12 protein-coding genes are annotated in these 12,327 nt (G+C 39.1%); 5 read left to right on the top strand and 7 right to left on the bottom strand.

From position 1 onward, the window contains the following. Positions 1-106 precede the first annotated feature (106 nt). Positions 107-1,255 (bottom strand): 4-hydroxyphenylpyruvate dioxygenase, encoded by a 1,149-nt coding sequence (hppD, locus tag J2W55_RS23830; RefSeq protein WP_310102291.1) that lies wholly within the window; start codon positions 1,253-1,255, stop codon positions 107-109. Positions 1,256-1,317: 62 nt separating this feature from the next. Further along, on the bottom strand, positions 1,318-2,475 hold the full coding sequence (locus J2W55_RS23825) for a homogentisate 1,2-dioxygenase (protein WP_310102288.1): 1,158 nt from the start codon (positions 2,473-2,475) through the stop codon (positions 1,318-1,320). A 649-nt stretch (positions 2,476-3,124) separates the two neighbouring features. Between J2W55_RS23825 and J2W55_RS23820 the strand changes: the two genes are divergently transcribed. The 4 genes from J2W55_RS23820 to J2W55_RS23805 all read left to right on the top strand — a co-directional run bounded on the left by J2W55_RS23820 (position 3,125) and on the right by J2W55_RS23805 (position 6,196). Then, positions 3,125-4,120, top strand: a complete 996-nt coding sequence (locus J2W55_RS23820) for a fumarylacetoacetate hydrolase family protein (RefSeq protein ID WP_310102286.1) — start codon at positions 3,125-3,127, stop codon at positions 4,118-4,120. 12 nt (positions 4,121-4,132) lie between these two features. Further along, positions 4,133-5,023 (top strand): flavin reductase family protein, encoded by an 891-nt coding sequence (locus J2W55_RS23815; RefSeq protein WP_310102284.1) that lies wholly within the window; start codon positions 4,133-4,135, stop codon positions 5,021-5,023. 132 nt (positions 5,024-5,155) lie between these two features. Further along, positions 5,156-5,425, top strand: coding sequence for a hypothetical protein (locus J2W55_RS23810; protein ID WP_310102282.1), 270 nt, complete (start codon positions 5,156-5,158; stop codon positions 5,423-5,425). 3 nt (positions 5,426-5,428) lie between these two features. Further along, on the top strand, positions 5,429-6,196 hold the full coding sequence (locus J2W55_RS23805; RefSeq protein ID WP_310102281.1) for an NlpC/P60 family protein: 768 nt from the start codon (positions 5,429-5,431) through the stop codon (positions 6,194-6,196). A 29-nt stretch (positions 6,197-6,225) separates the two neighbouring features. Here the strand turns inward: J2W55_RS23805 and J2W55_RS23800 are convergent, their stop codons facing one another. The 5 genes from J2W55_RS23800 to J2W55_RS23780 form a co-directional block, all read right to left on the bottom strand. Continuing rightward, positions 6,226-6,972 carry a LytR/AlgR family response regulator transcription factor gene (locus J2W55_RS23800; RefSeq protein ID WP_310102278.1) on the bottom strand — a complete coding sequence of 249 codons (747 nt, stop codon included), beginning with the start codon at positions 6,970-6,972 and terminating at the stop codon, positions 6,226-6,228. Then, complete coding sequence (locus J2W55_RS23795) at positions 6,969-8,003, bottom strand: sensor histidine kinase (RefSeq protein ID WP_310102275.1); 1,035 nt, start codon at positions 8,001-8,003, stop codon at positions 6,969-6,971. The genes J2W55_RS23800 and J2W55_RS23795 overlap by 4 nt, the downstream gene beginning before the upstream one ends. Before the next feature lie 182 nt (positions 8,004-8,185). Then, positions 8,186-8,521: a DUF4288 domain-containing protein gene (locus tag J2W55_RS23790; RefSeq protein ID WP_310102273.1), complete on the bottom strand. Its 336-nt coding sequence runs from the start codon at positions 8,519-8,521 to the stop codon at positions 8,186-8,188. An 18-nt stretch (positions 8,522-8,539) separates the two neighbouring features. Beyond that, positions 8,540-9,367, bottom strand: coding sequence for a LiaF transmembrane domain-containing protein (locus J2W55_RS23785; RefSeq protein WP_310102270.1), 828 nt, complete (start codon positions 9,365-9,367; stop codon positions 8,540-8,542). Positions 9,368-9,660: 293 nt separating this feature from the next. Beyond that, on the bottom strand, positions 9,661-10,062 hold the full coding sequence (locus J2W55_RS23780; protein ID WP_310102268.1) for a LiaF transmembrane domain-containing protein: 402 nt from the start codon (positions 10,060-10,062) through the stop codon (positions 9,661-9,663). 169 nt (positions 10,063-10,231) lie between these two features. Between J2W55_RS23780 and J2W55_RS23775 the strand changes: the two genes are divergently transcribed. Further along, positions 10,232-12,325, top strand: coding sequence for a reverse transcriptase domain-containing protein (locus J2W55_RS23775; RefSeq protein WP_310102265.1), 2,094 nt, complete (start codon positions 10,232-10,234; stop codon positions 12,323-12,325). Positions 12,326-12,327: the final 2 nt, after the last annotated feature.

Below are 12,327 nucleotides of genomic sequence, written 5' to 3'. Positions count from 1 at the left end.
ATGAGGAATTTAAGTATCTCAAATATAACGAAAGCAAGTAAACAAAAGCCGGGAAATGCCCGGCTTTTGTTTGTCTTAAATCTCACAGCTTAAATTACCTATTCAATCACAAATTCCCCCGAATTTCCTGTTCGCGTTCAATAGCTTCAAATAATGCTTTAAAGTTGCCTGCACCAAATGATTTTGCGCCTTTACGCTGTATGATCTCAAAAAATAGGGTAGGCCGGTCTTCAATTGGCTTGGTAAATATCTGCAGCAGGTAACCTTCATCATCGCGGTCAACCAGGATGCCCAGCTTTTTCAGCGGTTCCAGGTCTTCATCAATTTTGCCCACGCGGGCAGTTAGGTCGTCATAATAAGTTGTAGGTACGGTTAAAAATTCAACGCCACGATTTTGCAGGTCAGTTACGGTTGCAACAATATCATTTGTAGCCAGGGCCAGATGCTGCACGCCTTCGCCTTCATAAAATTCAAGATATTCCTCTATCTGTGATTTTTTTTTACCCTCTGCAGGTTCATTTATCGGGAACTTAACGTAACCGTTGCCATTACTCATTACCTTACTCATTAGGGCGGAGTATTCGGTACTGATCATTTTATCATCAAATGTTAAAATGTTTTTAAAGCCCAGCACCTCTTCATAAAAGTTTACCCATTCGTTCATTTTGTGCCAGCCCACATTGCCTACGCAATGGTCAACATGCAACAGGCCCGCGGCTGGCGGGTTATAGGTTGTTTCCAGCTTTTTATATCCTGGTAAAAATAAGCCCTTATAGTTTTTACGTTCAATGAACATATGAACGGTTTCGCCATAAAGTTTAATACCGCTGGTACGCACCTCACCATACTCATCGGTAAGGGTTTGCGGTTGTTGGAATGGTATGGCGCCGCGTTTAGTAGTTTGTTCAAACGCATCATAGGCATCATCAACCCAAAGCGCAAGTACTTTTACGCCATCGCCATGTTTTTTAATATGTTCGGCAATAGGATGGTTGGAGTGCAGGGGGGTAGTTAGCACCAGTCTGATTTTACCTTGCTGTAATACGTACGATGCCCTGTCGCGAACACCTGTTTCGGGACCGGCATAGGCTAAATTCTGAAAGCCGAAAGCGGTTTTATAATAATGGGCGGCCTGCTTGGCATTGCCCACGTAAAATTCAACATAATCAGTACCGTTAAGCGGCAGGAAATCAGCCGCCCCTTTTAAATTGCTCCCGTTAGTGGATACTTTTTTATCTATAGTTGGTGTTTGCATTTTAATTATCGAATTAATGGATTATTGAATTGATGATTGCCCCTTGGCTCTCGCCTTTCACTTCACATTTGCCAGCTTTTATAATAATTTTCATCCTCAATTTTTATAGCGTCTTCTGTAAGCATCAGCGGACGGAACGGATCTATCATCACTGCCAGTTCATCCGTTGATTCCTTACCTATCGACTTTTCGACTGAGCCGGGGTGCGGGCCGTGAGGTATTCCTCCCGGATGCAGGGTGATCTGTCCTTTTACTACACTTTTGCGGCTCATAAAATCGCCATCAACATAATATAATACCTCGTCGCTATCCACATTACTATGGTTGTAGGGTGCAGGGATAGATAGCGGATGGTAATCAAACTTGCGCGGCACAAAAGAGCATATCACAAAATTATTCCCTTCAAATGTTTGGTGTACAGGCGGCGGTTGGTGCAAGCGCCCTGTTATCGGTTCAAAATCATGTATAGATAAGGCCCATGGGTAATGAAAGCCATCCCAGCCAATAAAATCAAAAGGGTGGGTGCCATATACATAAGGATATATCAGACCCTGTTTTTTGATCAGGATCTTAAAGTCGCCTTTTTCGTCATGGGTTTCCAGGTCGGCCGGTCGTTTAATATCGCGCTCGCAATACGGCGAATGTTCCATCAATTGACCATACTGGTTACGATAACGTTTTGGCGGGCGGATGGGGCTAAAGCTCTCCACAATAAACAGCCGGTTATCAGGCGTATCAAACTCCATCTGATATATGGTGCCTCGGGGTATAACCAAATAATCGCCGTAAACGAATTTTATATTGCCAAAGCCGGTTTTTAAAACACCGCTGCCTTGGTGTATAAACACCACCTCATCGGCCTGGCTGTTCTTGTAAAAATAATCAATCATCGATTTGCGTGGCGCGGCCAATGAGATATGCAGATCGCTGTTTACCAGCACGGGTTTTCGGCTTTGCAGATAATCATCTTCCGGCTGAATGTTAAAACCTATTAAACTGGTATGTTTCAGGTGCTTTTCGCGGGCAATTTTGGGCTCTACACTGTAAGGCTCGCCCAATGTTTTTACAATAGTGGGCGGATAAGCATGGTAAACCAAAGAGTAAAGACTTGAGAATCCCTCGGTTGATACCAGTTCTTCGGCATATAAGGTACCATCCGGCTTACGGAATTGCGTATGCCGTTTAGGTGGAATAGCTCCTAATGTATGATATAAAGGCATGATGTTTTAATTGGTTAACAATAAAACGTTTAAAATATCAGGATAGTTTAAATAAAGCGTAAGGATTTGGGGACGATTGGCCTATGGGATTCCCCGGATTAAAACAGGTACAGGCCTTATCTATCCTTACTTTAAAATCTTTCTTAGTACTGAGCCAGCACTATTTTTGCAAGCATAGCATCCCTAAACGATGAGGCATCGCTCATGCTGGTAAGGCCCAGCGAAAACAGAAAATGCTTTTGAATACTTAACATGTTTAATACGAAATTAATAGTAATAATCTTAATATGCAAGCATAATAAATTAACCACCCATAAAGTAAATTGTTTAGTTTTGATTTAACCAATCACCAGTTTATGATCAAGAAGAAGGCCATATTATGGGGAATAGCTATCTGGATTATTATTACTTTGATATTTTCAGTGTTTAATGCCCACGCAAATGGTTTTATATCAATTGGCTTTCCATGGCATTTTTATTCTTATAAAACTATGGAGGCATCTTTGGGGAGCGCGCTTACAGTTAGCTTTCTTTTGATAGACTTTTTATTAGACTTAATTGCTTTGTTAGCTTTTATAATATTGCTCAATATAATTTTACTAAATAGGCGAAAGCATCCTAAAATCAGTTAAAACAAACACATCATCCTATGAAATTAGTATCCTATAAAACCGAAGACCGTGAACATTTAGGTGTTTTTATAAATAACCATATTTATAATCTGAACTCATGCGATAAGCTTATTCCTGATAACATGAATGAGTTTTTATGGGGAGGTGATGAATTAATGGATCATGCCAGGCGAGTTGATACCGACATTCGTTCGGGTAAAATGGAAGCTAAAGAGGAATTGTTTTTTGAACTGATAGCACCGGTGCCGCACCCGTCATCATGCCGTGACGGATATGCTTTCAGGCAGCATGTAGCGGCTGCCCGCCGCAACCGCAAGGTTGATATGATACCTGAATTTGACCAATACCCTATTTTTTACTTTACCAATCACAATGCGATACAAGGCCCGGGCGAAATTGAGTGCATGCCTGATCATTTTAACAAGCTCGATTTTGAACTGGAAGTAGCCGTTGTACTCAATAAAAAGGGCCGCAACGTTAAGGCTGCTGATGCTGATGGTTTAATAGCAGGCTTTATGATCATGAACGATATGAGTGCGCGCACCCTGCAAATGGAAGAAATGCTGTTGAACCTGGGGCCCGCAAAAGGCAAGGATTTTTCGACCGTTATAGGCCCGTGGTTGGTAACGCCCGATGAACTGGAACGATATAAAGTTGCACCAAAGCCTGGCCACACAGGTAATGCATATAACCTGGAAATGAAATGTGCGGTAAATGGCAAACAGGTATCAGTAGGTAACATGGCTGATATGGACTGGACCTTTGCCGAGATCATTGAACGTTGTGCCTATGGCTGCGATGTACTGCCTGGTGATGTAATAGGCTCGGGCACTGTTGGTACGGGCTGCTTTCTGGAACTCAACGGAACCGGCTTGCTTAATGATGTTAACTATCAGCCACAATGGCTGCAGGACGGCGACCTTATTGAAATGGAGGTTACCGGTTTGGGTATGCTGGGTAATATCATCAAAAAATCGGATAGTGATTTTTCAATATTGAAGTTGAAAAAGTAATAGTTATTAAATATGCCATCATTAAAGGTTTCCGAGCTTTCTATTCTGCAATTACATAGTTACCTTAACCATGCCATAGCGCCGCGACCTATCTGTTTGGCCTCAACGGTTGATAAGGAGGGCAATGTAAACCTGAGCCCGTTCAGTTTTTTTAATATATTCAGTACCAACCCGCCGGTTTGCGTGTTTTCTCCATCGCGCAGTGTACGCGATAATACCACCAAGCACACGCTTCAAAATATTCTGGAAGTACCCGAATGCGTGATCAATATTGTTGATTATGATATGGTGCAGCAGGTTTCGCTTTCAAGCGTGATGTATGCCAAAGGGGTAAATGAGTTTATTAAATCGGGGTTAACTCCCCTGGCATCTGAACTGGTTAGGCCACCCCGCGTAGCCGAGGCGCCTGTGCAACTGGAATGTGTTATAAATCAGGTGATCTCTCTGGGGGACACACCCGGCGCAGGCAACCTGGTTTTGGCCGAAATTAAAATAATACATATCAAGGATGAGATATTGGATGCCGAAGGCAGAATTGACCAGGCCAAGATTGACCTGGTGGCCCGTTTAGGGGGCGATTGGTATTGCCGTGTTACGGAGGATAACCTGTTCAAGGTTGCTAAGCCCAATATGAAAATGTGCATCGGGGTTGATAGCCTGCCACACGCTATCCGAAATTCAAGGGTGCTTACCGGCAATAACCTGGGTCAGCTGGGTAATCTGGAGGCCCTGCCCACTGATTATGCTATTGAAGCCTACAAGCAGGAACCCGTTATAAAAGAGCTGTTGGATGCCACCATAGGCGACAGCCAGACCCGCGAACTGCAGCTGCATTTAAAAGCTAAACAATTGCTGGAGGAAGAAAGGGTAGAAGAAGCGTTGATGGTGCTGCTGATGGCGTGATTTAAATGGAGGGCGTATTGCTGATCTTCCTATAGAAATTAATGCCTTCTCATTGGAATATTTATAAAACAACAAAATTGAAATACAATTATTATTTTATAAATTCGTATAACGTCCTAATAATGAGTGTAAATGAAACAGGAAGAATTGGATGAGCGTTATTCAATAGTTGAAAAACTTGTCAGACTATTTAAGTTTGAAAGATTTATTCACCTTGCTGTTACGGGTATATCTTTAGTGATACTTCTTGTTGCAATTTCACTCATGATCTACAATAAAGAAGCCGGTAAGGCCGAGTTATCATTAATGTTCGGGTCGTCGGGCTTAATAACCTACACAGGCGGAAGACTTTTGCGAATGTGGGATCAGGCCTTAAAAATTATAGTAACAGGTAAAATGTAAGCGATGAGTGATCTTGATAACCTGGAGAAATCATCGCGAAGATCAGCTATAATCAGCCTGATCGGGATCTTGATCTTTATTACGTCTTTACTGTTTGCCAGTTATAATCTGTTCAACTCCAACAAAGAGTTGAGAATAGTAAAAGCTGAACTTAAAAGATCCAGTGATAGCTTAAACAGGCAAAAAGAAGCAATAGCCGAATTAAAAAACAGGATAACAGGGCTAAAATTGGATGAGCAACAGCTCAATCAATATTTAATAAGCTTAATAGAAAGCACGCAAGCCAACCAGGGTAACACACTTGCCGATGGCGAAAAAGTTGATTGGAGTAGCATCAAGAAGACGATCATAAACCTCCCTTCGGGTAAAAGAAAATTAGCGCTTACAATAGCCCTTTTAACTACCTGGAAACAAATTCCTTTTGAGTTAGGTAAAAATACGCCCAAATCAAGCTTTGATTCTCCCGGCTATATCCAATACGTTTTAAAGCAAGCCGGTATCAATATTACCCGAAATAATACGGAACCGCTTTCTGTAACCATAATGAAACGTTACAAAAAGGTAGACAATCCATTACCCGGTGATTTAATATTTTATAAAGGACAGATAGGCAGCTTCGGATTCTTTTATTTAGGCCCCGGCACAGCTAACGGCCAGGGCACAGCAATTGGTACTTTACAAGCGGCGTTCCCTCTTGGTATTTATGATACCATCAATGTCAATACGGAGTATTTTCCGTTTATAGGCTATTACAGGGTTGAGTATGATTAAATAAACTGATCAATAATTGTCATCAGCTGTTATATTCCTAGCACTTGTTTCAATTTTACATAGCCGGTTTTGCTTACCGGTATTTTGGCACCCGATTTCAGGATGGCCAGGTGAGCGTCTTTTTCGTAAGGGTCGATACGGGTAATTTGTGATATAGCTATAATGTAGGAGCGGTGCACACGTACAAACTGGCGCGCATCAAGGGTTTGCTCAAAAAAGTTCATCGTTTTATTTTTCAGGTATGATCCTTCTTTGGTAAACACGCTTACATAATCATCATCAGCCTGCAGGTATTCAACATCGGCCACCGGGATGATCTTAACCTTGGTGCCGGTTTTAACCACAATACGCTCATGTTGTGCTGGCGATTGAGATGCCGCGGTTTCCAGCAGCTCTTCGGTTTGTTTGGGGGTGTGTTTTTCGGGCGCAGTGGCCAGAAATTTTTCAATTGCTTTATTAAAGCGGTCTTTACTAAAGGGTTTTAAAAGGTAATCAACTGCGTGTGCTTCAAAAGCTTTAATGGCATACTCATCAAAAGCGGTAGTAAATATTACCGCTGGTGGTTGTTCCACCAGTTCCAGCATTTCAAAACCGTTTATTTTGGGCATCTGTACATCCAGGAATATTAGGTCGGGTTGGTGCTGTTGTATAGCTTTAAGCCCTTCAAAGCCGTCATTACACTCCTGTATTAATTCAATTTCATTAAAATTTTGCAGATATTCCTTTACAACCATGCGTGCTAAAGGTTCATCATCAATAATTAGGGCTCGCCTCATAACTGTGGTATTTTTATAATGGTTGTAAATATATTATCATTTGCATGAGTTTCCATCAAATCGTTACGGGCAAAAAGTAAATATAAGCGGCGCTGTACACCACGCAGGCCAAAACCGGTACCTTTTTGCGGGCGCGATGTTTGCGGGTCATAAGGGTTTTGAACCATAAGCACCAGATAATTATCCTCAATTTCGCCGCGGATGCTTACTGTTACTTCGCCTGTGGTATCATATAAGCCAAATTTTATAGCATTTTCAACCAGTGGCTGCAATAGCATGGATGGCATTACGGCGCTGCTGCATTTGTCATCACAGCTTATTTCAGTTTGCAGGCGATGGCCAAAGCGTACTTTTTCTATATCCAAATACAGGTTCAGATGTGACAGTTCTTCACTTAACGGAACTTGCTGTTGATCGTCTTTTTTTAGCGTGCCCCGTAAAAAATCAGATAACTGGTGTATCATCCGGCGGGCCTCATCGGGTTTAAAGCCAATAAGCGCGTTTATTGAATTAAGGCTGTTGAACAGGAAATGCGGTTGCAATTGCTGCCGTAAATTGTAAAGTTCGGCGTCACGGGCCAACTGCTCGGCTTCAGTTTTGCGTTTTTGGGTTTCCTTTTGATCAAGCTGCGAGTACCATAGTAAACTGATCATGGCCATCCAGCCAATGGCCAAAAAATTAGTAAAAAAGCGGATGGTTAATGATTGTTGTACAAAATTCACAAACACCTTATCGGCATTGATAAGGGGTAACAGGTATCGGCAACCCAATGTACAAATGCCCGCCAATGCCACACACCAGATGAACAGGTTGATATAGCTGCCCTTGCCCGGTTGGTAATAACGCAGGTTATTATTAATAAGCCAGCAAGCGCCTGACAACAATATGGCGCTTAACAGGCCATCGGTTGAGGCAGTGAACCAAAAAAAACCAAAACTATGCACAATATAAGTTTGCAGGCTGGCCCATACCAGGCCGCAAACAACAAATGCGCCGTATAATCTTGAAGCTGATATGGTTGGTAATGCCAAAACTTATTTTTTTATTAGTATTGAGTAATTAGTATTTAGGTATTAATAGCAGCTCAATAGAAGCTGTTTAGATTTGAGTATTAAGTTTTATACTTCTAAAAGAACACTATTCGCACCTCGCAATGAGTCTTTTTTAATTTTTAGCCCGCTTCTTATATTCAAAGTCATGATGCCGCTCGTTATTAATTTCTTACACCCAATAGTGCCGACTTATGGTGTGCCCAGGCTATGTACAGGTCGGCATCGGGTGTTTCATGTATATTATAGTACAGTTCGGCGCCATCGGTGAGCTCGCCTATCTGGTTAAGTTCTGCCACATCAATAAACTGCCATTTAACGGTTTGTTTTTCTATGTTTTTGAAGCTGTCCTGATTGGCATGACCAATTTTATTTGCTTTTTCAAAGGCTATCAGTTCATTATCCGCGCTAATAAGGCGCAGCTGCTCATCAAACTGTGCCTGGTGGTCGCCATCACCGCTGATCACCCTGAAAACTAATTTTGCTACGTACCAGTTCATGATCGTTGTTTTTAATAATTAATAGCTGCGTATATCAACGCCAGCAAAAATAGATGTTCCTTTAAGTACCAGTATTTTATCGTTATTGGCCGAAGCAGTGCTCCTGATGCGCTTATCATCAACCCCGGCAAAAACTGCTGCCAGATCAGATACCACCTGCCAGTTTGAGGGAACAATGATCTTGGTACCGCCAAATACCTGGGTAATGTCAATAATAACCCTGCCATTTATATCGGCTTGGGTAAAATCAAGCTCGGCGCCACCAAAAATGTTTACTATTTCGCCACCCTTAAAGGTTTTAGATAGTATAGTTTTGTTAACTCCGCCAAAAATTGAAACGGCATCCAGGTAATCGTCTCCGTTGTGATAACCGAAGGGAGGGGTATCAGGTTCTGTGGGTGGTACATCGTCACCATCCTTTACGGTATAATCAATTTCAGGGTCGGCTTTGTCAAAGTTAAAATTAGCGGGCCGTTTGGTCCATTTACCATCTGTAGCGTTCCTTTCCCATTCATTATGCCTGCCCCGTTTTAAAATAAGCCATATGCCAAAAGCAATAATGGCCATGGGCCAAACAATGCGGCCTGCGTCAGGAATGTTATGATCAAATAAAAATATTATTCCTAAAAATGTAAGGATGGCCCATGACGATTTTTTGAAGTTATGTTTGGCGCCTAAATAAAGGCCCCAGGCTATAAGCCACATAGGCCAGCTAAATATCCAATCGGGTATAAAAAAATCAGCAAACTGCCTTAAAAGCAGCACGCCTCCTACAGCAAGTAGTATAACCCCAGCCATCGCTTTTCCCTTATTGGGGTTTTTTGAATGTTCTATATCGTTGTTCATTTGTGTGCAAATTAAATCATATCCAAAACTAAGGTAACATTATACATGAGCCAAACAAAAACTGGCGACATATTTAAAGAAATCGGTGGAAAGGTAGGTTTTGTCGGTGAAAAAGTTGAGTGTTAATATCAGGCAGTTAGTATCACTTATTAATATTAGCGGCAGCTTAAGCCAACATCATATATTTTACATTCAAAGGCTTGATGCTAACTACCTGCTACCAATTTTAAATCATAACAAAAGGGAGCCCGCAAACCGGAACTCCCTTCATGAATTGACTACAAACTATTAAACTAAACTTCTGGTTCGGTTGGGTTATCAAAATGAAAAGTATCCTTTGGCTTTTCAAAATAATATTGGTCTTTGTGTTTGCGGGGTCTAAAAATCATCCAGGCGCCTACTCCCATTACAGCTACCGGCCAAACAATACGGTCGGCATCAGGGATGTTGTTATTTAGTAAAAAAGCAACACCTATTAATGTGATCAGGATCCATGAAGGCTTGCGGAAATTATATTTAGCGCCCATATACAATCCCCAGGCCACCACCCACATGGGCCAGCTAAACAGCCAGTCGGGGATAAAAAACAAATCAAATTGCCTAACCAGTAATATACTGCCAATGGCCAATAAAATTACCCCTGCAGCGGTTTTGCTATTGTTGGGAGTAATGGTAGTTCCTATATCGTTGTTCATTGTTTTAAGTATTAAATTATACCTAAAAATACGACGGTATGAATAGCACGACAATTGAAAATTGGTGATTTAAGGTAAAGAAGACGGTAAAACAGCAGGTTTAATCGGTAAAAAAGTGCGGGAATGAATTTAATATTATACCTTGGATATTAAATCCTAAATTATCGCAATGACCCAATTTGAATTGTTTCTTACGAAAGAGAATTTTGAACTTGCTTATCAACGTCTTAAAACAGCCTCGCGAAATCTTTATAAGAGTATTTATTATGAAGATTTGAAAATTTTTGGATTATTTCTCTCGGAAAACATTGATACGCTCATTAATCAAATTAAGCAAAATATATATACTCCAAGTAGATGTTATAAGATTTTTATTCCCAAAAAAGATAATTTAGTAAGACCATTGTCAATGTTGACGTTCGTTGATCTTTTAGTTTATCAATCATTAATTAATATTATAGCGGATGTTTCATACGATATAATTGCACCATATTACAATAACATAATTTTTGGTAATGTAGTAAACACATCATCGACGAGGGATAATGACAATCGATTTTTTTACAAACCATGGAAAAAAAAGTGGAAAAAATTTAATGAGGTTTCAAAACAGTACTACGAGGATGGATATAAATATCTAAGTGAATTTGATATCGCATCATTTTTTGATACAATAGACCATAACATTTTGTGTGAACTTTTATCTAATAATTATAAAATTGAAAATGATCTACATGATATGTTATCCAAATGTTTGGAAGCATGGACCGCTGACTCTACTCAAAGGTCTTTTAAAAGCAAACATGGAATTCCACAAGGGCCGTTAAGCTCTCCATTTATAGCTGATTTGTATCTTTTTTACTTAGATATGGAGATTCGTAAGATTAGAAAATTAGATTTTAAATATATTCGTTATGTTGATGATATTAGGATATTTGCAAAGGATTCACTGACCGCGCAGAAATTAATAGCAGCTCTTGATTTAATTTCCCGAGATTTAGGGTTAATCCCTCAAGGTAGTAAGATTTTAGTGAAGAAAATAACGAATATAGAAAAGGAGTTAAAATTACTTAATTCGAAATTTTCTGAAATTATTAAAGAATATGAGGAGGAAAATGAGAATAAGCCAAAAGGTACAATAAAAGCAAAAACACATAGACGATTAAAGAAAAGGCTTATTGACTGTTTTAACAAATCCTCAAATGAACATTATCTGGATAAAAGTGTAATTGGATTTTCATTATATAAACTAAATAAAGATGAAGAAATTAAAAACCTTCTTATTGATAACTATCCTTTAATAATAACACAGTTTGAGGGGGTACTATTTTATTTAAAAAAACATTTTTCAACGACCAAGGAAGTAAAGAAAATGGTCGAAGGCATAATTAATGATGAAAATATATTATTTCATCATCTAATCGCTTTAACATTTAAATATTTTCCTGGTTTTAAATTTGACGAAAAAGTATACAATAGATATGCATTTGGAACACATAGACATTGGTTGGTAAATTATTATATGGTTGGGTGGTTACATGCAAACGGTAAAAAGGAATTAATACTTGCAGATAATAATGAACATAATTATTTTATTCAAAGAGAGTTAAATAATTATAAATACCTATCAACATCGGATATCTCTTTTCGGAGAATTACATCATTAAAATTGTTAGAGAATAAAAATGAACTAATCGCACTACAGGGTTTAAATTTTCTATTTAATAACCTTTCATTTCTAACAGGCTTTAAGCACTCAAATGAGCAAAACGATTATATTAAATACATTTTTACAAATCAGCCCTCTGATATAATCAACCACTTTTTAAAAAATAACTGGAATATCACAAATCCAGAAACATTTTTTAACAAAATAATATGGGTTGATGATTCTATCTATGAAGAGGTGATGAGTTCTTTTTTAATTTTTGTTAAATCTATTAACAATGATCCTTCTAAAGCACTTTTAAATTTAAATGCGTTCAATAATTTAATATTTGATAAAATTTGTGTTCGTCAAAAAATAAAAAAGCCCTCTTCTGAATTTGGCGTAAACTTAAATTCTAATATTATAGAAAATATTTTACCTATTTGTAACAGGTATTGGACGGAGATTAATGAAAAAAGAAATCAAAAAACCGAAGCTCATCCATATGATAAGCTTGGTAATATTAGAATAAAAGTCAATTATAAAGAATTAATTGAACTTGTTGAAAAAGAGAAAAAAGCTATTGATGAGTTATGTAATTATATAAATATATAATT

This window comes from Mucilaginibacter pocheonensis (assembly GCF_031456535.1).
GTDB lineage: Bacteria > Bacteroidota > Bacteroidia > Sphingobacteriales > Sphingobacteriaceae > Mucilaginibacter > Mucilaginibacter pocheonensis.
This window is presented reverse-complemented; position numbering and strand designations above follow the sequence as displayed.